22 protein-coding genes are annotated in these 22038 nt (G+C 72.8%); 3 read left to right on the top strand and 19 right to left on the bottom strand.

The genetic code is table 11. The features are described from left to right. Nucleotides 1-53 precede the first annotated feature (53 nt). Nucleotides 54-1727: an FAD-binding protein gene (locus tag AC27IY_RS32395; protein WP_487180233.1), complete on the top strand. Its 1674-nt coding sequence runs from the start codon at nt 54-56 to the stop codon at nt 1725-1727. A 51-nt stretch (nt 1728-1778) separates the two neighbouring features. On the opposite strand, the gene dmpG is transcribed toward AC27IY_RS32395, so the two are convergent. From dmpG to AC27IY_RS32310, 17 genes are read right to left on the bottom strand one after another with little or no spacing between them, the layout of a single operon-like run. Further along, nucleotides 1779-2807 carry a 4-hydroxy-2-oxovalerate aldolase gene (gene dmpG, locus AC27IY_RS32390; RefSeq protein ID WP_487180232.1) on the bottom strand — a complete coding sequence of 343 codons (1029 nt, stop codon included), beginning with the start codon at nt 2805-2807 and terminating at the stop codon, nt 1779-1781. Further along, complete coding sequence (locus tag AC27IY_RS32385) at nt 2804-3721, bottom strand: acetaldehyde dehydrogenase (acetylating) (RefSeq protein ID WP_423450118.1); 918 nt, start codon at nt 3719-3721, stop codon at nt 2804-2806. Before AC27IY_RS32385 ends, dmpG begins: the two co-directional genes overlap by 4 nt. Before the next feature lie 50 nt (nt 3722-3771). Beyond that, complete coding sequence (locus AC27IY_RS32380) at nt 3772-4635, bottom strand: alpha/beta fold hydrolase (protein ID WP_487180231.1); 864 nt, start codon at nt 4633-4635, stop codon at nt 3772-3774. Between the two features lie 48 nt (nt 4636-4683). Further along, complete coding sequence (locus AC27IY_RS32375; RefSeq protein WP_487180230.1) at nt 4684-5394, bottom strand: class III extradiol ring-cleavage dioxygenase family protein; 711 nt, start codon at nt 5392-5394, stop codon at nt 4684-4686. Next, nucleotides 5391-6251, bottom strand: coding sequence for a dihydropteroate synthase (gene folP / locus AC27IY_RS32370; RefSeq protein WP_487180229.1), 861 nt, complete (start codon nt 6249-6251; stop codon nt 5391-5393). Before folP ends, AC27IY_RS32375 begins: the two co-directional genes overlap by 4 nt. Before the next feature lie 5 nt (nt 6252-6256). Beyond that, nucleotides 6257-6469 carry a hypothetical protein gene (locus AC27IY_RS32365; RefSeq protein WP_423475794.1) on the bottom strand — a complete coding sequence of 71 codons (213 nt, stop codon included), beginning with the start codon at nt 6467-6469 and terminating at the stop codon, nt 6257-6259. 3 nt (nt 6470-6472) lie between these two features. Continuing rightward, nucleotides 6473-7636 (bottom strand): amidohydrolase family protein, encoded by a 1164-nt coding sequence (locus AC27IY_RS32360; protein WP_423475795.1) that lies wholly within the window; start codon nt 7634-7636, stop codon nt 6473-6475. A 1-nt stretch (nt 7637) separates the two neighbouring features. Continuing rightward, nucleotides 7638-8513 carry an SDR family NAD(P)-dependent oxidoreductase gene (locus tag AC27IY_RS32355; protein ID WP_449956969.1) on the bottom strand — a complete coding sequence of 292 codons (876 nt, stop codon included), beginning with the start codon at nt 8511-8513 and terminating at the stop codon, nt 7638-7640. After that, entirely contained in the window at nt 8510-9508 is a 999-nt protein-coding gene (locus AC27IY_RS32350) for an amidohydrolase family protein (RefSeq protein ID WP_487180228.1), read from the bottom strand. Before AC27IY_RS32350 ends, AC27IY_RS32355 begins: the two co-directional genes overlap by 4 nt. Next, complete coding sequence (locus AC27IY_RS32345; RefSeq protein ID WP_487180227.1) at nt 9505-10344, bottom strand: SDR family NAD(P)-dependent oxidoreductase; 840 nt, start codon at nt 10342-10344, stop codon at nt 9505-9507. The genes AC27IY_RS32350 and AC27IY_RS32345 overlap by 4 nt, the downstream gene beginning before the upstream one ends. Further along, nucleotides 10341-10766 carry a Zn-ribbon domain-containing OB-fold protein gene (locus AC27IY_RS32340; RefSeq protein ID WP_449956963.1) on the bottom strand — a complete coding sequence of 142 codons (426 nt, stop codon included), beginning with the start codon at nt 10764-10766 and terminating at the stop codon, nt 10341-10343. The genes AC27IY_RS32345 and AC27IY_RS32340 overlap by 4 nt, the downstream gene beginning before the upstream one ends. Further along, on the bottom strand, nt 10763-11902 hold the full coding sequence (locus AC27IY_RS32335) for a thiolase family protein (protein ID WP_449956961.1): 1140 nt from the start codon (nt 11900-11902) through the stop codon (nt 10763-10765). Before AC27IY_RS32335 ends, AC27IY_RS32340 begins: the two co-directional genes overlap by 4 nt. 13 nt (nt 11903-11915) lie before the next feature. Continuing rightward, nucleotides 11916-14168, bottom strand: a complete 2253-nt coding sequence (locus AC27IY_RS32330) for a CaiB/BaiF CoA-transferase family protein (protein ID WP_487180226.1) — start codon at nt 14166-14168, stop codon at nt 11916-11918. A gap of 8 nt (nt 14169-14176) precedes the next feature. After that, on the bottom strand, nt 14177-14677 hold the full coding sequence (gene hsaB / locus AC27IY_RS32325) for a 3-hydroxy-9,10-secoandrosta-1,3,5(10)-triene-9,17-dione monooxygenase reductase subunit (RefSeq protein WP_423475802.1): 501 nt from the start codon (nt 14675-14677) through the stop codon (nt 14177-14179). Continuing rightward, nucleotides 14674-14901: a hypothetical protein gene (locus AC27IY_RS32320; protein WP_487180225.1), complete on the bottom strand. Its 228-nt coding sequence runs from the start codon at nt 14899-14901 to the stop codon at nt 14674-14676. Before AC27IY_RS32320 ends, hsaB begins: the two co-directional genes overlap by 4 nt. After that, entirely contained in the window at nt 14898-16055 is a 1158-nt protein-coding gene (locus tag AC27IY_RS32315) for a 3-ketosteroid-9-alpha-monooxygenase, oxygenase component (protein WP_487180224.1), read from the bottom strand. Before AC27IY_RS32315 ends, AC27IY_RS32320 begins: the two co-directional genes overlap by 4 nt. A 10-nt stretch (nt 16056-16065) precedes the next feature. Next, a complete protein-coding gene (locus tag AC27IY_RS32310) occupies nt 16066-17280 on the bottom strand; it encodes a DegT/DnrJ/EryC1/StrS family aminotransferase (RefSeq protein ID WP_487180223.1) in 1215 nt (404 codons plus the stop codon). A 123-nt stretch (nt 17281-17403) separates the two neighbouring features. Here AC27IY_RS32310 and AC27IY_RS32305 point away from each other — a divergent pair, with 123 nt between their 5' ends. Further along, entirely contained in the window at nt 17404-18915 is a 1512-nt protein-coding gene (locus AC27IY_RS32305; RefSeq protein WP_487180222.1) for a FadD3 family acyl-CoA ligase, read from the top strand. Then, the gene (locus tag AC27IY_RS32300) at nt 18908-19651 is read left to right on the top strand and encodes an SDR family oxidoreductase (protein ID WP_487180221.1); all 744 of its coding nucleotides are present in this window, start codon (nt 18908-18910) and stop codon (nt 19649-19651) included. The genes AC27IY_RS32305 and AC27IY_RS32300 overlap by 8 nt, the downstream gene beginning before the upstream one ends. A 15-nt stretch (nt 19652-19666) precedes the next feature. Here the strand turns inward: AC27IY_RS32300 and AC27IY_RS32295 are convergent, their stop codons facing one another. Beyond that, nucleotides 19667-20863, bottom strand: coding sequence for an acyl-CoA dehydrogenase family protein (locus AC27IY_RS32295; RefSeq protein ID WP_487180220.1), 1197 nt, complete (start codon nt 20861-20863; stop codon nt 19667-19669). Nucleotides 20864-20868: 5 nt separating this feature from the next. Beyond that, complete coding sequence (locus AC27IY_RS32290) at nt 20869-22038, bottom strand: acyl-CoA dehydrogenase family protein (RefSeq protein WP_487180219.1); 1170 nt, start codon at nt 22036-22038, stop codon at nt 20869-20871.

The raw sequence follows: 22038 nt of genomic DNA, 5'->3' as shown, positions 1-22038 counted from the left end.
AGAACCCGAAAAATCGGTCAGAAAACCCTCTTCGCCTATCAATAGGAGAAATAGTGACATCTGGCGTTCAGTCGTGGGACCACGAGGTCGACGTCCTCGTCGCCGGCAGCGGCGCCGGGGGCATGACCGGGGCCATCGCCGCCCGGGACGCCGGGCTGTCGGCCCTGCTCGTGGAGAAGGCCGCCTTCTTCGGCGGCTCCACGGCGCTGTCCGGTGGCGGCATCTGGATTCCCGACAACCCGGTCTTGAGGGCGATCGGCCGCGGCGACGACCGCGATGACGTGCGCCGTTATCTGAAGGCGGTGGTCGGCGACCGCGTTCCGCAAGCGCGGCTGGACGCCTACGTCGAGCACGGCCCGGCGGCGATGGAGATGTTGCACCGGGTGAGCCGGCACATGGACTTCACCTGGTGTCCCGACTACTCCGACTATCACCCGGAGGCGCCCGGCGGCCGCCCGCGCGGCCGCACCATCGAGCCCCGGCCGATCGACGCCAAGCTGCTGGGCGAGGACGAGAAACACCTGCTGAAGGCCAGCCTGCCCGCCCCGCTCGGGCTGTGGTTCACCGGGTCGGAAGGCCGCAGGCTGATGATGTTCATGCGGACCTGGTCCGGCAGATGGACCCTGAGAATCGCCGCCTGGCGGGTGGTCAGCAACCTGTTCCTGCGCCGGCACATGAAGGCGCTCGGTGCCGCCCTGACGGTCAGGCTGCGGCTCACTATGAAGGACCTCGGCATTCCGCTGTGGCTCAGCTCCCCCATCACCGAGCTGATCGTCGAGGACGGCCGCGTGACAGGCGCCGTCGTGGAGCGCGACGGGCGGGCGCTGCGCGTCCGAGCCCGGCACGGCGTGCTCATCGCCACGGGCGGCTTCGACCATGACCCCGAACTGCGCAAGGAACACCTGCCCGCGCCCGGACAGGACGACTACAGCGCGGGCGCGGCGGCCAACGTCGGCGACGGGATCAGGATCGGGCAGCGGGCGGGCGCCGACGTGGACCTCATGGACGACGCCTGGTGGATGCCGTCGGTCCGGCTTCCTGACGGCTCGATCTTCCCGCTGGTCTCCGAACGGTGCATCCCCCGCATGATCATCGTCAACCGGCACGGCGAGCGCTTCACCAACGAGGCGGCGCCGTACGTCAACTTCGTGCACGCCCAGCTGGAGGGCGGCCATGTGCCCGCGTACGAGATCTTCGACGCCACCGCGCGCAGCCGCTACCAGTTCGCCGGCATCATGCCCGGCCAGCCGTTTCCCAAGGACTGGTACCGGACCGGCCTGGTCACCCGGGCCGCGACGCTGACCGAGCTGGCCGGCAGGATCGGCGTGCCCGCGGACGCGCTGCGGGCCACCGTGGAACGCTTCAACGGCTTCGCCCGCAACGGCCGCGACGAGGACCACGGCCGCGGCGACAGCCGTTACGACCACTACTACGGCGACCCGACCCTGCCCAACCCGAACCTGGACGAGATCGGCCGCGGCCCCTACTACGCCGTCCGCGTCGAGGCCGGCGACCTCGGCACCAAGGGCGGGCTGGTCAGCGACGAGCACGGCCGGGTGCTGCGCGCCGACGGCACCGTCATCGAGGGGTTGTACGCGACCGGCAACGCCTCGGCCTCGGTCATGGGCAACGAGTACGCCGGCGCGGGCGCCACGATCGGCCCCGCCATCGCGTTCGGCTACCTCGCCGCGCGGCACGCCGCCACCCGGCCGGCGCCCGCCGCCTGACGCGCCCGCCGGGGCCGGCCTCCTCGGGGGAGGCGGCCGGGCCCCGGCGGCTCAGCGGTGGCCCGCGGCGAGCTGGATCGCCACGTCGATGATCATGTCTTCCTGGCCGCCGACATAGCCCAGCTCGCCGCACCGGCGCAGGATCGCGTGCGCGGGCACGCCGTACCGCTCGGCCGCCCGCTCCGCGTGCAGCAGGAACGACGAGTACACCCCGGCCCAGCCCTGCACGACGGCGTTGCGGTCCATCTTCGGCCACCGCGTCAGGTACGGCCGCACGACCTCCTCGGCCGCGTCCACCAGCGCCGCCACGTCCAGACCGGTCCGGACGCCGAGCCGGTCGAAGACGGCGGCCAGCACCTCGGTCGGCGAGTTCCCCGCGCCCGCGCCGAGCGCGCACAGCGACCCGTCGATCGAGCGGACGCCGCACTCGTAGGCGATGACCGAGTTGGCGATGCCGAGGCCGAGGTTCTGGTGACCGTGGTAGCCGACCCACGCCTCCTCCCCCACCTCGGCGACCAGCGCCTCGAAGCGGGCCCTGGCCTCGTGCATGAGCAGCGCGCCCGCGGAGTCGGTGACGTACACGCACTGGCAGCCCGCCTCCACCATGATGCGGGCCTGCTTGGCCAGCTCCTCCGGTGAGGTGCGGTGGGCCATCATGAGGAAGCCGACCGTCTCCATGCCGAGTCCGCGGGCCGCGCCGAAGTGCTGCGGCGAGACGTCCGCCTCGGTGCAGTGGGTGGCCACCCGCACCATGTCGGCGCCGGCGTCGCGGGCCCGACGCAGGTCCTCCACCGTGCCGATGCCGGGCACGAGCAGCACGGCGATGCGGGCCTGGGACGCCTCCTCGCGGGCGGCGGCGATGAGCTTCATCTCGTCCGTGGCGGAGAAGCCGTAGTTGAAGGACGAGCCGCCGATCCCGTCGCCGTGCGAGACCTCGATCACCTCGACGCCACCCCGGTCCAGGGCCCGTACGGTGTCGCGGACCTGGGTCTCGGTGAAGCGGTGCGCCATGGCGTGGCTGCCGTCGCGCAGCGTGGTGTCGGTGATGCGGACGTCGTCGCGCAGTCCGGGCCGGCTCATGCGGTCGCTCCCGTCGTCTCGGCCTGCCGGGCGGCGGCGATCAGCTCGCCGACACGGGCGGCGGCCGCGGTCATGATGTCGAGGTTGCCGGCCCAGGGCGGCAGGTGGTCGCCGTTGCCGCGCACCTCCAGGAAGATCGCGACCCGGGCGTGGCCGTCCCAGTCGGGGCGGGGGTCGTCGAACTGGGGCTCGGCCCGCAGGGTGTAGCCGGGCACGTACTGCTGCACCTCGGCGACCATGGCGTGGATCGAGCCGGTGATCGCGTCACGGTCGGCGTCGGGGCCGATCGCGCAGAACACCGTGTCGCGCATGATCATGGGTGGTTCGACGGGGTTGAGGATGATGATGGCCTTGCCGCGGCGGGCGCCGCCGATCTCCTCCACGGCGCGGGCGGTGGTCTCGGTGAACTCGTCGATGTTGGCGCGCGTCCCCGGCCCCGCTCCGCGGGAGGCCACCGACGCGACGATCTCGGCGTACGGGACCGGCGTCACCCGGGAGACCGCGTGCACGATCGGGATCGTCGCCTGCCCGCCACACGTGATCATCGAGACGTTCGGCGCGTCCAGATGCTCGGCTCCGTTGACCGGTGGCGCCACCATGGGCCCGAGATGCGCCGGCGTCAGGTCGATGGCCTGGATGCCGGCTTCGGCGTATCGCGGGGCGTTGGCCGCGTGCGCCCTGGCCGAGGTCGCCTCGAAGACGAGCCGTGGGAGCGGGTCCTGGCGCAGCAGCCAGTCCACGCCTTCGGCCGAGGCGGCGACCCCTTGGTCGCGGGCCCGTCGCAGCCCGTCGGACTCGACCACGCCGGCGACGTAGGCGACGTCGATCACGGCGCTGCGCCGCAGCTTGACGAGCAGGTCCGTGCCGATGTTCCCGGGGCCGACGATCGCGGCCGTCACTTTCCCTGATCCCATGCCTTGCACTGTCGCAGCCGGGGCTCACGGCGTTGAAGCGCGTGACCCACTCAGCGGGACGGCTCGTCCTTGCGGGTGAGGAAGGCGAGCACGACGCCCTCCCAGGCGTCCTTCTGCTCGATCATCACCCAGTGCCCGCAGTTGGGGAAGACGTGCACCTCGACGTCGGGGATGAGGCGCATGGGCAGCAGCGCCATGTCCAGCGGGCTGACCCGGTCGTCGCGGCCCCAGGTGATCAGTGTCCTGGCTTTGAGCTGGTGCAGCTTCGCCCAGTAGGGGGTGCCGGGCGCGCTCAGCGCGGCCGCCATGGCGGCCCTGCCGTACATGCGGCGGGCGGCGGCGAGGGTGCCGGGGTCGGTGGCCTGCCGCCAGCGTTCCTCGATCAGCTCCTCGGTGACCAGGGCCGGGTCGTGGACCATCGAGTGCAGCCACTGGGTCAGGGCCTCGCGGGTCGGCCGTTCGGTGAACTCCATCAGCAGCCGGATGCCCTCGCCGGGCGCGGGGCTGAAGACGTTGCGGCCGATGCCGCCGACGGTGACCAGCCGGCCGATGCGGTCGGGGTGGGCCAGGGCCACCTGGGCCCCCACGATGCCGCCCATGGAGTTGCCGATCACGTCCACCTGGCGCAGCCCGAGCCCGTCCAGGAAACGGACGACCGCGCCCGACGCGGCCGTCATCGGATGCTCGCCGGTCGGGTCGCTCACCCCGAAGCCGGGGAACTCGAGGATCAGGCAGCGGAACCGCTCGGCGAACCGGGCCAGGTTGCCGCCGAAGTTGCGCCAGCCGGTGACGCCCGGCCCCGAGCCGTGCAGGAACAGCAGCGGCGGGCCCTGCCCGGCCTCGTGGTAGCGCAGCACGCCCTCGGGGGTGTCGAGCTCGCGTGACGTCGATGCGTGGGTCAGCTCTGCCGTCATGAGGGGAACGTACGTGTGCCGACCGCCGCGCCGGGGCGGCGTTCCCGCTCAGCGGGAGAGCTTCCACGAGGCCACGGCGTAGAGCACCCCGAGCGGGTCGCCCAGCCGGCGCAGCCGGGCTCGCGGCGAGCTTCCGGCGACGGCGGCGCCGAGTACGTGCAGCGCCGCACGGCCCTGCGCCATGAGGTCATGGGCGAGGTCGGGGTCCAGCGCCGTCAGGGCCCCGGGGTCGCCGGACTCCAGTGCGGTGACGATGTGCTGGTCGAGGGCGTGCGCGCGATCGTCCAGGTGGCCGGGTGCCTGGACCGAGCGGCGGGCGGTGCCGTCGGCCAGGACGAGCAGGGCCACGCGTCCGGGGAGCGAGGCCAGCTCGCGGCCCAGGCGGTCGCAGACCTCCGGTGACGCGTCCCAGGCGACGGCGCGTCGCGCCGTGGGTCCGTACCATCCGTTGCCGGCGAGCAGGCGCCCGCCGATGGCCAGGCTCAGGGGCAGGTCGGGACCGTCCATGCCGGCCCGATGGCCGGGAGCGGAGCGGGGCCGCGCGGTTCCGTACGCGGCGATGTCCGGCCTGGTGAGGGGGTACGGCTCGTGGGTGGTGTCGGCGCCGCCCACGACGGCGACGCGGTCCGGGGCGTGGGCGAGCAGGTCGGCGACGGTCTCGGCGCACGTGGCGCGCAGGTCCGCGAGAACGTCCTGGCGGCCGGCCAGCTCGCGCAGCAGCAGCGGCGGGTGCGGGCAGACCGCGGCGGCGACGATCACGCCAGCCCTCGCACGGGCCGTTCCGGTGGCCGCAGGCCCTTGATCGCGGCCACCATGTCGAGCACCCGCCGGGTCGGGAGCACCTCGTGCACCCGGTAGACGCGCGCGCCGTGCCACGCGCTGACGGCCGTCGCGGCGAGCGTGCCCTCCAGGCGTTCCCCGACGGGCAGGTCGAGGGTCTCGCCGACGAAGTCCTTGTTGGACAGGGAGACCAGCACGGGCCAGCCGGTCGCCACCAGCTCGTCCAGCCGCCGGGTGATCTCCAGGGAGTGCCAGGTGTTCTTGCCGAAGTCGTGTGCCGGGTCGATGAGCAGGCAGGCCGGGTCCACGCCCGCGTCCAGGGCCCGCCGGGCCAGCGCGATCGTCCGTTCCAGCACGTCGGCGACGACATCACGGTAGTGGACGCGGTGCGGGCGGGTGCGCGGCCGGGCGCCGCCGGTGTGCGCGCACACCAGGGCGGCCCCGAACTCGGCGGCGACCTCGGCCACGCCCGGGTCGTGGCCGCCCCAGGTGTCGTTGACGAGGTCGGCGCCCTCCGCGCAGACCGCCCGCGCCACGTCGGCCCGCCAGGTGTCCACGCTGATCACGACGCCGGGGTGCTCGGCCCGGACCTTGGCCACGAAGCCGACGACGCGCCGCATCTCCTCCGCCGCGTCGACCTCCTGCCCCGGCCCCGCCTTGACCCCGCCGATGTCCACGATGTCGGCGCCCTCGGCGACGACCTGGCGGACGCGCTCGTGCGCGGCGTCCTCCTGCCAGGTCGCGCCGCGGTCGTAGAAGGAGTCGGGAGTGCGGTTGACGATGGCCATGGTGAGCATGGCGTCGTCGTCGAAGCACCGGCGTCCGAGCCGCAGCACCGCGTTCAGCCTCCGATCAGGGCGCGGGTGGTGGCGATCGCCTCCAGCCGCCGTTCGAGCAGATCCACGGCGGCCGGGTCCGCGGCCGGGGCGGCGCGCAGGGCGTGCAGTTCGGCGAGGGCCTCGCTCTCGGCCTCGGCCAGGCGCTCGCGGGCCAGGTCGCGGGTGAGCAGGTCCTGCTCGGTCCAGTCGGAGGCGGGGATGTCCTTGTCGGGCACGGCTCAGCCCGCCGGGGTGTCGTCGGGGAAGTTGAAGAGCCTGCGGGTGTTCAGCTCGACGATCTGGTGCGTCTCGTCGTCGGGGATGTCGGCGAACACCTTCTCGGCGTACTTGCGGCTGTGCGGCCAGTAGGAGTCCGAGTGCGGGTAGTCGCACTCCCAGGTCATGTTGGCGATGCCGATGTCGTGGCGGGCCTTCAGACCGGCGACGTCGTCGATGAAGCAGCCGTAGATGTGCTTGCGGAACAGGTCCGAGGGGCGGACGTCCTTGACGACGTTCTGGTACCAGCGGTGCCGGTGCCAGGTGCCGTCGATGCGTTCCAGCAGGTACGGCACCCAGCCGACGCCGCCTTCCGACAGGGCGACCTTGAGCTTCGGATGCCGGTGGAAGACCGGGGAGAACAGCAGGTGCGCGGTGGCGGACATGGAGTTGGTGCCGTACAGGGAGATCGTGACCGCGTACGGGGCCTCGGGGGCGGTGGCGGGCGGCGAACCGGAGGAGCCGAAGTGCATGCACAGCGGCATGCCGGTCTCCTCGGCGGCGGAGAAGACGGCGTCCCAGTGGTCGGTGTAGATCGACGGCAGGCCGAGCGGGACGGTGTTCTCCGGGAAGGTGATGCCCTTGGCCCCCTTGGCCGCGGTGCGGTGGATCTCGGCCACGCACAGCTCCGGGTCCCACAGCGGCAGGATGATCAGCGGGATGAACCGGTTGGGCGCGGTGGCGCACCACTCGTCGATGACGAAGTCGTTGTAGGCGCGCACGCACGCCAGGCCGAGGTCGAAGTCCGCGCTCTCGACGGTGAACAGCGCCCCGGCGAAGCGCGGGAAGGACGGGAAGTTGGCCGCGCCCCACACGCCGTCCAGGTCCATGTCCGCCAGCCGGGCCTTGGGGTCGTAGCAGCCGGGGATCATGTCGGCGTAGCGCACGGGTTCGACGCCGAACTCCTCCGGCCGCTTGCCGGCCACGGCGTTCAGCCCGATCGCCGGGAACCGCTTGCCCTCGTAGTACCAGACCTGGATGGGCGGCCCCCCGGACGGGGACGGCTCGTCCACGATGCGCGGGCCGCGCTCCAGGTGCTTGGCGGGCAGGCGGTCGGCCCACACGCGGGGGTGCTCGATGAGGTGGTCGTCGACGGAGATGAGCTTCATCCACGGTCGCAGGGGCACGTCATCCTCCTAGGTACGGCACGCGCAGACGGGCGGGGGCGATGTCGTCGGGCTGCCAGCCGGGCAGCAGGGCACGGCCGTCGAGCGTGCGGACCGGCCGGCCGAGCTCGACGAGCAGGGAGAGGTTGTAGGCGACGCGGCCGGTGAGCTTTCTGGGATCGCCGCTGCACAACGCGAGCGCGGCTTCGGCGAGGGTTTCCTCGGGCTCGGAGTTGTCGTGGCGGACGCCGGGGACGGTGAGGGCGTTGGCGGTGGCGACCTGGTGTTCCGGGGCGAGGGCGTTGACCGCGATGTTGTCGTCGTAGAGGTCCATCGCCGCGCCGGTGGTGAGGCGGTCGATGAAGGCCTTGGTGCCGCCGTAGAGGGCCGCGCCGCCGGTCGGGTTGGGCGGGTAGGGCGGGCCCTTGCGCGGCCCGGCCTGGGAAGAGGAGATGAACAGGATCCAGCCCGCGCCCCGCTCGCGCATGCCGGGCACCGCTCGCGCGGCCAGTTCCCAGCCGGCCCACACGTTCGTCTCGACGGCCTGCTGGAACGCCTCGCGCGTCATGGCCGGGAAGGCGCGGTCGAAGTGACGGGGAGCGGCGGCGTTGTTGACCACGATGTCGGGGGCGGCGCCGAGCTCGGCCCGTGCCCGGTCCAGGATCTCCCCCCGGTCGGCGTAGGGGTTGGCGAGGTCGAAGGCGACGGCGACGGCCTGCCCACCCGCGGCGCGGATCAGCGCCACGGTCTCCTCCAGCGAGCCGGGCAGCGTGCCGTCGCCGGGACGCAGCGAGCGCGACACGGCGGCCACCGCGATGCCCTCGGCGGCGAGGCGGCGGGCGATGGCGCGGCCGATGCCGCGGCTGGCTCCCGTCACCACGGCCACATGCCCTGTCACGGCAGCAGTCCCGTCAGGCGGCGGAAGTTGCGCGCGGCCACGTCGGCCAGCTCGTCGTAGGTCAGCGGGAGGGCCTTCAGCACCTCGATCTCCCGGTCCAGCCGCTCATGGCTGCTGTCCGGCGTGACGCCGGGCCGGGCGCGGAACCACAGGTACTCGCTGATCACCCAGTTGCTGCCGAACAGCACCCGGTCGGTGCCGATGGCGCGCAGGTGGGCGGCCATGGCGTCGGCGCCGACATGCCCGTCGGCGACTTCGATGAGGCGCAGGGACACGTCGGTGTGCACGCCGGGGTAGGCGCGGGCCAGCTCCAGCACCTCCGCGTCGGCGCCCTGGCCGAAGGCGCGGTCGTGGCCGAGGTGCGCGAAGACCAGCTTCAGGCCGGGGAACTCGCCGAGCGCCTTGGCGTACCGTGCCGGGCGGCCCGGCATGAACCCGGCGGCCTGGGTGAGCAGCGGGATCCCGGCCGAGGCGCAGTAGTCGAAGACCGGCCACATGCGCGGGTCGTCGCCCTCGGTGCCGTGGTTCATCGGCACGTGCTTGACGCCCAGCGCGCCGCGGCGGACGCCGTTCTCGACCTCGGCGAGCAGGGTCTCCTCATCCATCAGGACAGGGTCGACGCCGACGAAGCAGCTCAGGCGCGGGCTGCCCGCCGCCTGCTCCAGGGCCCAGGTGTTGTTGTCCTGGATGCGGCGGACGATGCGGCGGCGCAGGTTCTCGGCCTCGCGAGCGCGCTCGGCCGGGTCGTCGGGGAGGATGTTCTGTCCCTGCCTCCAGTACACGCCGGACCAGGTGAACATGAGGATGTTCATGTGCGTGATGCCGGTGGCGTCCATGACGCGTCCGGCCTCGTCCGGGGTGCCGTGGAAGCCCGGCTTGTCGGGCAGGCCCATGGCGGCGCTGAAGCGCAGCAGGTTGCTGTAGAGGTCGCAGCTGTGGTCGGCGGTGCGCAGCACGTGGTTGTGGCAGTCGATGATCTCCAGCTCGCCGCTCATGAGATCGCCGCCGGGTCGAGCGCGCCCACCGGCGGGCGGCGGGTGGTGTGGATGACACCGCCGTCGGAGACGACCGCGTGGCCGGTCAGGTACGACGACAGCTCCGAGGCCAGGAACACCGCCACCCCGGCCGTCTCGCCAGGCAGCCCGAGCCGTCCCAGCGGCACGGCCTCGGCGGTCCTGCGCAGGAACTCGGCCTGCTCCGGGCGGCGCGAGGTCGGCGTCTCCCGGCCCGCGCGGTCCACGTCATGGGTGCCGGGCACCACGCAGTTGACCCGGATGCCGTACGGGGCCAGCTCCAGCGCGGCCGAGGCGGTCAGGTGGACGACGCCCGCGTTGGCCGCGCCGTAATGGGCGACGGACGGGGCCGCCCGCACGCCGCTGGTGGAGCCGAAGTTGACGATCCGGCCCGGCACGCCGTCGCGGATCATGGCGATCGCCTCGGCCTGCATGCACAACATCGCGCTGGTGAGGTTGAGCTCGATGGGGCCGTTCCAGTCGTCGAGCGTGAAGTCCAGGAACGACTTCGGCGTGGCCGCGCCCAGGCTGCCGACGCCGTTGACCGCCACCGTGATGGGCCCCAGGTGCTCGCGGGCCTGCTCGACCATGACGCGCACCTGGTCGGGGCGGCGGACGTCGGCGTGCAGCGCGACGGCCCGGCGGCCCAGCGCCTCGATCTCCTTGACGGTCTGTGCGGCGAAGTCGCCGGCGACGTCGGCGACCGCGACGTCCGCGCCCGCCTTGGCCAGCGCGAGGGCGGTGGCTTTGGGGATGCCGCCGGCGCCGCCGGTCACCAGCGCGACCGCGCCGTCGAGGCCGAGCAGGTCTGCTGTCATCTCGGTGCCTTTCTGTCAGGCGTGACATACGGGAGGGTGACGCCGCCCGCGTCGTGGAAGGCGACGCGGACGCGCAGCCCGGTGCGCACGTCCGCGACCGTGCAGCCCACGAGGTTGGTGAGCAGGTGGAAGCCCTCGTCGAGGGCGACGATCACGACGGCGTACGGGGTGGTGAACTCCGGCGTCTGGGGCCGCCAGACCACGCTGTGGCTGTACACCTCGCCACGGCCTTCGCTGACCTGCCACTCCAGGTCCGAGCCGCAGCTCCGGCAGGCCCACGCGGGGTCGAACTCGGCCTGCCCGCAGCCGGCGCAACGCTGGTAGCGCAGCTCGCCGGCGGCGCAGCCGTCCCAGAACGGCCGCGACACCGGGGTGGGCTCGGGCAGCGGGATGCCGGGGAGCTGGGGCGTGAGCTGAGTCATGGGCGTTCGCTCCCGAGCAGGATGACGTCGGTGAACAGCGCTCCCGCCCCGCCGTTGCTGCACAGGGCCACGCGGGCGTCGGGCACCTGCCGGGTGGGGCAGCGTTTCTGCAGCTGGTGCACGCCGCGGGCGACGCGCTGGAGGAGCTGGACGATGCCGCCGCCGTGGCTGTAGGACATCAGCCCGCCGTCCGTGGTGATCGGGTACCGGCCGCCCGGGCCGATCCGGCCGTCCATGACGAAGTCGCCGCCCTCCCCCTCGCCGCAGAAGCCGAACGCCTCGAACTGGCGGATGATCTCGAAGGAGAACGGGTCGTACAGCTCGCACACGTCCACGTCCTCCGGGCTGAGCCCGGCCATGGCGAAGGACCGGCGGGCGGCCCGGCGGCCGACGTGGCCGGTCTCGTCCCAGACGGGCGCGTGCCGGTAGGCGGGGCCGAGGGTGTCCAGGCCGCCGCCCAGGATGTGGACAGGGGTGCCGGGCAGGTCGGCGGCGCGTTCGGCCGTGGTGATCAGCAGGGCGCAGCCGCCTTCGGCGGTCATCGCGCAGTCGAGCAGGTGGAACGGGTCGGCGATCATGCGGGAGGCCAGGACGTCGGCCGGGGTGTAGGGGCCCCGGCCGTGGTAGACGGCCTCGGGGTTGACGTGGCCGTTGTTGCGGATGGTGGCGGCCACCTCGGCGAGCTGCTCGGGGGTGGTTCCGTACAGGTCCATGTGGCGGCGGGCGATCAGCGCGAACTCGGCGGCGGTGTACAGCCCGAACGGGACGACGAACTCGTTCGCGGGACGGGTCCACGGCGCGGTCGCGGCCCGCTCGGTGTACAGGCCGGCGCCGCCGTCGGCGAGCAGCACCGTGCTCGCCAGCCCCGTCGCGACCAGGGAGGCGGCCTGGAGGACGCCGGCGATGCCGCTCGCGGCGTTGGAGTTCCACGCCGGGCCGCAGCCGAGGGCGTGGATCAGCTCGGCGGCGTGCTTGCTGAACACGGCGTCCACCTCCGCGGGCGGGACGGCCGCCTCGGCCAGCACGCCGCGGGCGGCCTCCAGGGTGATGGAGAACGTCGTGTGCCCGTCCAGCGTGCGCGCCTGGCGGGTGTTGTGGGCGGCGACGATCGCGACGTCGCGGAAGGGATGCGGCAATGGTCCCCCTCTCCTACAGGTTGTCCGGTCGTTCGCCGATGACGCCGAGGCGGCGCAGCGTGGCGAGGTCCAGGCCGGCCAGCACCTCGTCGTTGTGCTCGCCGAGGGTGGGGGCGGGACGGGTGAACCACGGGCCGTTCCTGGAGGCCAGCCTGACGGGCAGGCCGGGCAGGCGCAGCTCGCCGAGCAGCGGGTGGCACACGGTCTCGGCGAAACCGCGGGCGGCGAACTGCGGGTTGTCGAGCACGTCCGGCGGCGGCACCACCGGGGCGGCCGGTATCCCGCGCGCGGTCAGCTCCTCGGCCAGGGCGGCCGCGTCGCGGGAGGCGCACCAGGCGGCGATCCACCGGTCGGCCTGATCGTGGTCGTGCCGTTCCGGCGGGGCGGGGTCATCGAGCGCCTCGCACAGTTCGATCCAGTGGTCGTCGGTCACGACGGCGAGCGCCAGCCATGCGCCGTCCGCGCAGCGGTAGAGGTTCTGGGGCGCGGCGACGGGGCCGCGGTTGCCGGTCCGGGTCAGCTCGGCGCCGTAGGCGCTGTGTTCGATGACGACCTCGGCGGCGGCGTTGAGCGCGGTCTCCACCATGGGCACTTCGACCAGGACGCCCGAGCCCGCGACGTCGGCCCGTTCCAGCGCGGTCAGGGTGGCGACAACGGCGTGCAGCCCGGCGAGCGGGTCACACGGTCCCTTCAGGACCATGGGCGGGCCGTCGGGGTAGCCGGTCATCCACGCCAGCCCGGTCGCCTGCTCCATCGTCTGGGCGAAGCCGGTGCGGTCGCGCCAGGGGCCCTCCAGCCCGAACGCGGGCATCCGGACCAGGGTCAGCCTCGGATGGGCGGCGTGCAGCGCCGCCCAGGTGAGGCCGAAGTTGTCCAGCACGCGCGGCGAGTAGTTCTCGATGAGCACATCGGCCCGGCCGAGCAGTTCGTCCAGGGCCTGCCGCCCTTCATGGCAGGTCAGGTCCAGGGTGATGCCGCGCTTTCCGGCGTTGGCGCCCTGGAAGACGGCCCCCCACTCCCACCACCGGTCGTCGGCAGGGGAACGGGTGGAGGTGAAGCGCATGCCGTCGGGCCGCTGGACGGACTCGACCTTGACGACGTCGGCGCCGAGCGCCGCGAGGACCTGCGTCGCAGCCGGGCCGGCCCAGAAGCAGGTGAGGTCGACGACGCGCAGCCCGTCCAGAGGCCGTCCGTCCGGCGGCGAGGTCTCGGCGTCCTGGCGGGGCTCCCAGTCGATCCGGCCGGTGTGCTCGCCGAGGCCGGGAGCGGGGCCAGGGGCGGGACCCGCGTCGGCGTCGATCAGGTAGGGCTTGCGCGGCTGCGCGAATCCTGCGGGGTTCCGGACGAACACGCCACGGGCGGCGAAGTGCTCGTTGGCGGTGACGGTGGACGGCGTGCCGATGGGCGAGACCGGGATGCGCATCGCGCTGGCGATCTCCTCGATGGCCGCCGTCGGCAAGGTGGTGGTCCAGGACTCGATGATCTTCTGGAACTCGGTGTAGCGGCTCTGGCGTGCCCTCGGGTTCACGATGGTCGGGTCGTCGGCGAGGTCGGGGCGGCCGATCATGACCAGGAAGTCCTGGAACATCTGGCCGGTGATGGTGCAGAAGCCGACCCAGCCGTCCGCGCTGCGTTCCACGGACGGGATCTCCACGGTGCGGGCGGTCGCGCCGCCGAGGCTCGCGGTGAGCGGGGCGTAGAGCGACATGGCGACGGTCATGCATTCGAGCACGGACAGATCCACGTGCTCGCCGCGCTGCCGGCGCCGCCGCGCCGCGGTACGCAGCGCGAGCGCCACCGCTCCCGCGTAGCTGCCGGCGATCCACTCGCCCAGCCGCCCGCCCGCGTGCACCGGCGCACGTCCGGGCAGGCCGCGTCCGCCGGTGGACCCGGCCAGCGCCTGAAGAGTGAACTCGGTCCACGGCCGTCCCGCCCACGGCCCGGTCCTGCCGAACCCGGAGATCGACACGACGTCCAGTGCCGGGAAGTCCGCCCTGATCGCGGCCAGCGCGTCGCCGTCCAGCTCGGACTCCACCAGCAGGTCGGCCCCGGCCAGCAGATCGCGCGCGTCGCCGCGCACCGACCGCTTGCCCGCGTTGAGGAAGGCGAACAGGGCGCCGCCCGGACCGGCTCCGGACGCCGTCCAGCGCCGGAACGGATCACCCGTCCCCGGCTCGGCCTTCACCACGTCGGCGCCCGCGTCCACGAGCAGCTTGGTGGCGTAGGGGCCGGCCAGACCGGTGGTCATGTCGAGGACTCGGAACATGCCCCCTCCTAACGCTTGCCGGCCAGCGAGGTGTCGAGGTCGTGGCCGCCGCGGTAGAACAGCAGCGGCCGATGGTCGCGCTCCACGCGCAGCTCGCGCACCCGGCCGATGACGATCTCGTGGTCGCCGCCGTCGTGGACGCGTTCGATCGAGCAGTCCAGCCAGGCCAGCACCCCGTCGATCACCACCGCCCCGCCGGGGGTCAGCCGCCAGCCGATCCCGTCGAACTTCGTGCCGGTGGGCGAGCCGAACGCCTCGCACACGTCCTGCTGGTCCTCGGCCAGGACGTTCACGCTGAACCGGCCGCCCTGCCTGATCCGGGGCCAGCTTCTCGACGTACGGCTGGGGCAGAACAGCACCAGCGGCGGGTCGAGCGACAGCGACGAGAACGACTGGCAGGTCAGCCCGGCCGCCTCGGCGCCGTCCCGGCCGGCGATCACCGTCACCCCGGTGCAGAAGTGCCCGAGCACGGCGCGGAAGGTGCGCTGGTCCACCGATGCCCGCGTCATGGGGCGGGCACCGGGAGCAGGCCGCTGCGCACGGCGTCCTCGATGGAGTCGCGCAACTGCGGGCACGTGGGGATGACGGCGGGCGCGCCCGGCTCGCTCGCGCGCCGTTCGGCGAAGACCGGGCAGCCGCTGGAGTCGCCGTCCCACTGGACCGACGTCTGGGCCAGGCTGTTCTTCTTCACCAGGACAGCGGTGCCGCAGCGGCGGCAGGACAGCGGCATCATGGCGCGGAGGGCCGCACCGGGACGCCGCCCTGGCGGACGAGGTTGTCCTCGACCTCCCGCTGCCAGAACGTGACGGCCCGTTCGGTGTCCAGCTCGAACTCGAAGCGGTTGGTCATCTCCGGGGCGACGTCCTCGACGTCCACGTAGAACTGCTCGTACCAGCGGCGGAGCTGGTAGACCGGGCCGTCCTCCTCGCACAGCAGCGGGTTGTCGATCCGGGTCTTGTTCTTCCAGATCTCGACGTCCTGCAGGAAGCCGACCTCGACGCCCTTGGCGGTGGCGCGGGCGATCGCCTGGGCCTCCTTGTCGGGGCGTCCCGGCTGCTTCTTGACGATCACACCCCACTGGAGCACGAAGCTGGTGGGCGTGACCGGGTAGTGGCAGTTGATGAGGACGGTCTCGGTCTCGACCAGGCCGTTGGAACCGTACAGCCAGTCGATCATGTACGAGGGGCCGAAGTAGGTCGCCTCGGAGCGGCCGATGCGCTCCTCCTCACCCTCGGCCTTGCTGTAGTGGGTGCCGAAGGTGACGTCGGGGCGGCTCTTGGAGTTCATGTACTGGGTGGCGAGGTGGCCCTCGAAGACGTTCTTGAAGTACACCGGGAAGGAGTAGTGCACGTAGAAGAAGTGGGCCATGTCGACCACGTTGTCCACGATCTCGCGGCAGTTGGCGCCCTCGATGAGCACCGAGTCCCACGTCCAGTCCGACCACTCGTCGGAGAAGGCGGCGTCCAGGCGCGGGATCGTCACCTCCGGCGGGGGCGGGTTGCCCTGCGGGTCGTGGTAGACGAACAGCTGCCGGTTCTCCTCCAGCACCGGCCAGGCTCTGGTGCGGGCGCGGGGCGGGACGCGGCGGGCGTACGGGATGCTCGCGCACCGGCCTGAGCCGGACCAGCGCCAGTCGTGGAACGGGCAGGCGATCTCGTCGCCCTTGATCGTGCCCATGGTGAGGTCGCCGCCCATGTGCGGGCAGTAGCCGTTGAGCACGTTGAGCTTGCCGGTGCTGTCGGCGAAGACCACGAGCTTGGTGCCGAAGGCGTGCACGGCGTGCGGTTGGCCGTCGCGGAAGCGGTCGGCGAGGCCGAGGCAGTGCCAGCCGCGGGCGTAGCGGGCCGGCGGCGCGCCGGCTTCGATGACGCGGACCTGGTCGGTCATCAGTCCTCCTTCAGTAGGAGCGGGCGAAGGCGTGGATGCTGCTCACGACGTGGGCGATCTCCTCGTCGCTCATGCCGTGGCTCATCCCGAGCGACATGCCGCGCTCGAACACCTCGTCGGCGTTGGGCAGGCCGCCGTCCGGTACGCGGTGGTCGACGCCGCGCATCATGGGGTGGCGGGTGACGTTGCCGCTCCACACGGTGCGGGTGTCGATGCCCGCCGCCTCCAGGGATTCCTGCAGGTCGGAGCGTCGGAACCCGGCCTCGGCGCGGACGGTGACCGGGTAGCACAGCCAGGCGGTGTGGAAGTCGGGGTGCTGCCGGGGCAGCCGGAAGAACTGCGGATAGGCGCCGAAGGCGGCGTTGTAGGCGGCGAAGATCTCGGCCCGGCGGCGGTAGTTGGCCTCCAGCTTCTCCAGCTGCTGCAGGCCGAAGGCGGCGCCGAGCTCGGAGGGCTCGAAGTTCCACGGCAGGACGTCGAAGATGAAGTCGTTGTCGTAGGCGACCCCGTCGAGATCCTCGCGGAACACCCGTCCGGTCCCGCCCGAGCCGAACAGGTGCGGCTCGGAGCGGCGGCCCCAGCGCCGCAGCATCAGCCCCTTGTCGCGCAGCGCCTCGTCGTCCAGGCAGACCATGCCGCCGTTGCCGGCGCAGGTGATGATGTGCGCCATGGCGAAGCTCGTCACGGTGATGTCGCTGCGGGTGCCGGTCCTGGTGCCGCGCAGGGTGGTGCCGATGCAGTCGCAGGAGTCCTCGATGACCTTCAGGCCGTGGCGGTCGGCGATGGCGCGGATGACGTCCCAGTCCGGGGCGTTGCCGGCCAGATTGGGGATGAGCATCGCCTTGGTGCGGCCGGTGATCAGCTCTTCGATCTTGGTGACGTCGATGTTGTAGGTGTCCGGCTCGACGTCGGCGAAGACGGGGATCCAGCCGCCGCGCACGATGGGCGCGACGTCGGTGGAGAAGGTGAGCGGGGAGGTGATGACCTCGGCGCCCTTGGGCAGGTCCAGCAGTTCCAGCGCCAGGTACAGGGCCGAGGAGCCGGAGTTGCACATCAGGCCGAGCCGTTTGCCGTACAGGTCGGCGACCCGGCGTTCCATCTCGGCCACGTTCTTGCCGATCTTCAGCCCGTACGGGCCGCTGCGCAGGACCTCCAGGCAGGCGTTGATCTCGGCTTCGTCGTGCACGCTGCGTGCGTAGACAACGCGGGGCACCGTGTCCACCACCGTGTCCTCCTCTGGGTCGGCTCGGGTCCGATCGTGCCTGCGGCGTCGCGGGGCGGAAATCGCCCGTCCCACTCAGCGGGCGGCGGCGCTCCCCGCTCACGCGGGCGCGGATAGCGTGCCGGCATGTCGGTGCACGAGCACACGCTGCCGGCGGCCCTGGACGCCGCCGCGCGCCGTTTCGGCGAGCGCGAGGCCGTCGTGGACGGTCCCGTGCGATGGAGCTTCAGTCAGTTACGGGAGCGGGCGCGGGCCTTCGCCGCGCTGCTCGTCGAGCGAGGAGTCGAGCCGGGTGAGCGGGTCGCGATCTGGGCGCCCAACACCCGCCACTGGATCCAGGCGGCCTACGGCACCCTGTACGCCGGCTGCGCCCTGGTGCCCCTCAACACCCGTTTCACCGCCGAGGAGGCGGCGGACGTGCTGCGGCGCAGCCGGACGCGGGCGCTGGTGGTCGCCGGGCCGTTCCTGGGTCGCGACCGCGGCGCCGAGCTCGACCGCGCGGCGCTGCCCGAACTGCACACGGTGGTCCAGGTGCCGGGCGAGCTGACCGGAGGCGTTCCCGCGCCGGAGCTCGACGCGCGCGCCGCCGCGGTGCGGCCGGGCGACGTGGCCGACATCCTGTTCACCTCCGGCACGACCGGACGCAGCAAGGGGGCGATGAGCACCCACCGGCAGGCGTTGTCGGTGGCGTGGGCGTGGGGTGAGCGCGTGGGACTCACCGCCGATGACCGCTATCTGGTGGTCAGCCCGTTCTTCCACAGTTTCGGGTACAAGGCCGGGCTGCTGGCGGCGCTGCTGCGCGGCGTGCCGGTGCTGCCGCAGGCGGTCTTCGACGTGGAGCAGACCCTGTCCCTGGTGGCCGCCGAGCGGGTCACCGTGCTGCCCGGAGCGCCGACGATCTATCAGACGATGCTGGACCATCCCGGCCGGGGCGAACACGATCTGTCGAGCCTGCGGCTGGCGGTCACCGGGGCCGCGCCCGTGCCCGTGACGCTGGTGGAGCGGATGCGGAGGGAGCTGACCTTCGAGCATGTGCTCACCGCGTACGGGCTGACCGAGGCCGTGGTGGCGACCCTGTGCGCGCCGGGCGACGACCCGGACACGGTCGCCACGACCTCCGGCCGGGCCGCCGCCGGCTTCGAGATCGCGATCGTCCGCGAGGACGGCTCGCCCTGCCCGCCCGGCGAGCCCGGAGAGGTGCTGCTGCGCGGCCCCAACGTCATGCTCGGCTACCTCGACGACCCGCAGGCCACCGCCCAGGCGATCGACGCCGACGGCTGGCTGCACACCGGCGACGTGGGCGCGCTGAACGAGCGCGGCTACCTGACGCTCACCGGCAGGCTCAAGGAGATGTACATCTGCGGCGGCTTCAACGTGTACCCGGCCGAGGTCGAGCAGGTGCTCGCCCGGCTGCCCGGCGTGGTCGAGGCCGCCGTGGTCGGCGTCCCCGACCCGCGGCTGGGCGAGGTGGGAAAGGCGTACCTGGTGGGATCGGTGCAGGAGGAGCAGGTGATCGAGCACTGCAAACGGCACCTGGCCAACTACAAGGTGCCCCGGCACGTGGAGATGGTCGCCGAGCTGCCGCGCAACGCGGGCGGCAAGGTGGTCAAGCGCCTGCTGGGCGGCGGCCGTGGGTGAGGACTTCGACGGGCGCAAGGTCCTGGTGACGGGCGGCACCCGCGGCATCGGCCGCGCCGTCGCCACCGCCTTCCTGGCGGCCGGCGCCGAGGTCGTGGTGTGCGGCCGCGGCGAGCCGGACTCGCTGCCCGAGGCGGGCGGCCGGCGCGCGAGGTTCGCCGCCGCCGACGTGCGGGACGCGGCGGCCTGCCGGACGCTGGTGCGGCAGTGCGGGCGGCTCGACGTGCTGGTGAACAACGCGGGCGGCTCTCCGGCGGCGGAGGCGGCCGAGGTGTCCCCCCGCTTCGTGGACAAGGTCGTGGCGCTGAACCTGCTCGCCCCCTTCTACCTGGCTCAGGCCGCCTGCCAGGTGATGCGGCGGCAGCCGGACGGCGGATGCGTGATCAACATCGGCAGCGTGTCGGCCCACCAGCCCGCCCCCGGCACCGCCGCGTACTCGGCCGCGAAGGCCGGGCTGCTCATGCTGACGCGGGCGCTGGCCCTGGAGTGGGCGCCGCAGGTGCGGGTCAACCACGTCACAGTGGGCATGGTCGCCACCGAAGCGGCCGCCGACCACTACGGGGACGTCGCGGCGCTCAATGGGGTCGTTCCGATGGGGCGCCTGGCATCCCCGGCCGATGTGGCCGCGGCCTGTCTGTTCCTCGCCTCGAAGCAGGCGGCGTACGTCACGGGCGCGGACCTCGCCGTGCACGGCGGCGGTGAAGTGCCGTCGCGTTTCCTGGCCGCCGGTGGGTGAGGCGCATGGGAGCCGTCAATCCAGAATGAGGGCTCTTCGCCCCACTGCTCGCCGCAGGTACGACGGAGAGCCGTACAGCAGTTGGGTGGATTTGGCGCGTTTAAGGTAGAGGTGTGCGTCGTGTTCCCAGGTGAAGCCGATGCCGCCGTGGAGCTGGATGGACTCGGCGGCGGCGTGGAAGAACACGTCGGCGCAGTGTGCCTTGGCCAGCGGGGCGACGACCGCCGACTCCCGCTGTGACTCGGCCGCGGCCCAGACGGCGTAGTAGGCGGTGGAGACCGCCGACTCGATCTCGGCGGCGAGGTCGGCGCAGCGGTGCTTCAGGGCCTGGAACGAGCCGAGGGGACGGCCGAACTGCGTCCGGGTGCGCAGGTGGTCCACGGTGTCGGTCAGGCAGCGGCGGGCCGCGCCCGCGGACTCGACGGCCAGGGCGGTCCACAGCAGTTCCACCGCTCGCCGTTCGTCCGCTGCGAGGGGTACGGCGGGCGTGCCGGTGAAGGTGATCAGGGCCTGGGGGCGGGTGGGGTCGAGAGGTGGCGGCGTGCTGACGGCCACGCCGGGCGCGTCGCGCCGCACTCCGTACAGAGCCACGCCGGGCGCGTCGCGCCGCGCTCCGTCCGGGGCCACGCCGGGCGCGTCGCGCCGCGCTCCGCCCGGAGCCTCGCCGCCGCTCGTGGCGGCGGCGACGAGCAGCACGTCGGCGACGTCGCCGCCGAGGACGTGGGCCGTCGTGCCGTGCAGGCGCCCGCCGGCGTCCAGGCGTACGCCGGGCGGCTGCCCGGCGGCGACCTCGGCGCAGGCGAGGGCGCCGATGAGCGTGCCGTCGGCCAGCCCGGGCAGATGCTCGGCCGCGAATTCCGCGGCCGAAGCGGCGGCGGGGCGGGCGGCCGGAGCGGCGGACTCGCCGTCCGCGAGTTCGGCGAGCAGCGCGGCGGCCAGCGCGCTGGGCAGGTAGGGCATCGGCAGCAGGCTCGCGCCGAACTCCTCGACGACGATGGCGACCTCCAGCAGGCCCGCTCCCGCACCGCCGAAGCGTTCCGGCACGGCGAGCCCTGCCAGGCCGAGCTCGCCGGTGAGCCGCCGCCACAACACGCGGTCGAAACCGCCCGGTTCCGCGAGCGCCGTCCGCCGGGCCGGCTCTCCATGCTTGGCCAGGAACTGCCGGGTGACCTCGCGCAACGCGAGCTGGTCGGCGGTGAAGGTGAAGTCCATGGCCGTTATCCCCGGGGCAGGCCGAGCATCCGCTCGGCGATGACGTTGCGCTGGATCTCGCTGGAGCCGCCGTAGATCGTGTCCGCCCTGGTGAACAGGAACAGCCGCTGGGCGTCGGACAACTCGTCGCCGCGGCCGCCCAGGGTGGCGGCCGGGCCGGCGACGTCCACGGCCAGTTCGCCGAGCCGCTGGTGCCAGGGCGCCCACAGGAGCTTGGCGATGTTGGATTCGGCGCCCGGGACCGCGCCGGGCGCGGCGCCGAGGGTGCGCAGCGCCGTGTACCGCATGACGCGCAGCCCGATCCAGGCGTCGACCAGCCGGGCGGCGATGTCCAGGTCCTCGATGGCGCCGTTGTCACGCGCCGTCGACAGGACGGCGTCGTACTCGCGCTGGAAACCCATCTGCTGGCCGAAGGTGGACACCCCGCGTTCGACGGCCAGGGTGCCCATCGCCACCTTCCATCCCTCGCCGGGCGCGCCGACGATGTTCCCCGCGGCCGTGCGAGCGTCGTCGAAGTACACCTCGTTGAACTCCGACGTCCCGGTGAGCTGCGTGATCGGCCGGACCTCGACGCCCTGCTGGTTCATCGGCACCAGCAGGTACGACAACCCGCGGTGCCGCTCGGCAGCGGGATCGGTGCGGGCGAGGACGAAACACCAGTCCGCGAACTGGGCGAGCGAGGTCCACACCTTCTGGCCCGTCACGTGCCACTCACCGTCGCGCAGCTCGGCGCGGGTGCGGACGGCGGCCAGGTCGGAGCCGGCGTCGGGTTCGGAGTACCCCTGGCACCACAGCTCGGTGCCGGCCAGGATGCCGGGCAGGAAGCGGCGGCGCTGCTCGGCGGTGCCGGACATGAGCAGCGTGGGGCCGAGCAGTTGCTCGCCGATGTGGCCGACACGGCCGGGGGCGCCGGCGCGGGCGTACTCCTCGGCGAAGATCACCTGGCGGGTCCAGCTCAGCCCGCGCCCTCCGGCCTCCTGCGGCCAGCCCAGACCGATCCAGCCGGCCTCACCGAGACGGCGCTCCCATGCCTGCCGCTCGGGGATCAGCTCGTGCTCGCGTCCCGGGCCTCCCTTGTCGATGAGCTGGGCGAACTCGCCGGTGAGGTTCTCGGCGAGCCATGTCCTGACCTCGTCCCTGAAGCGTTCGTCGGCGCTGTCGAATCGGAAGTCCAT

The organism is Nonomuraea sp. B208, assembly GCF_057536035.1.
This window is presented reverse-complemented; position numbering and strand designations above follow the sequence as displayed.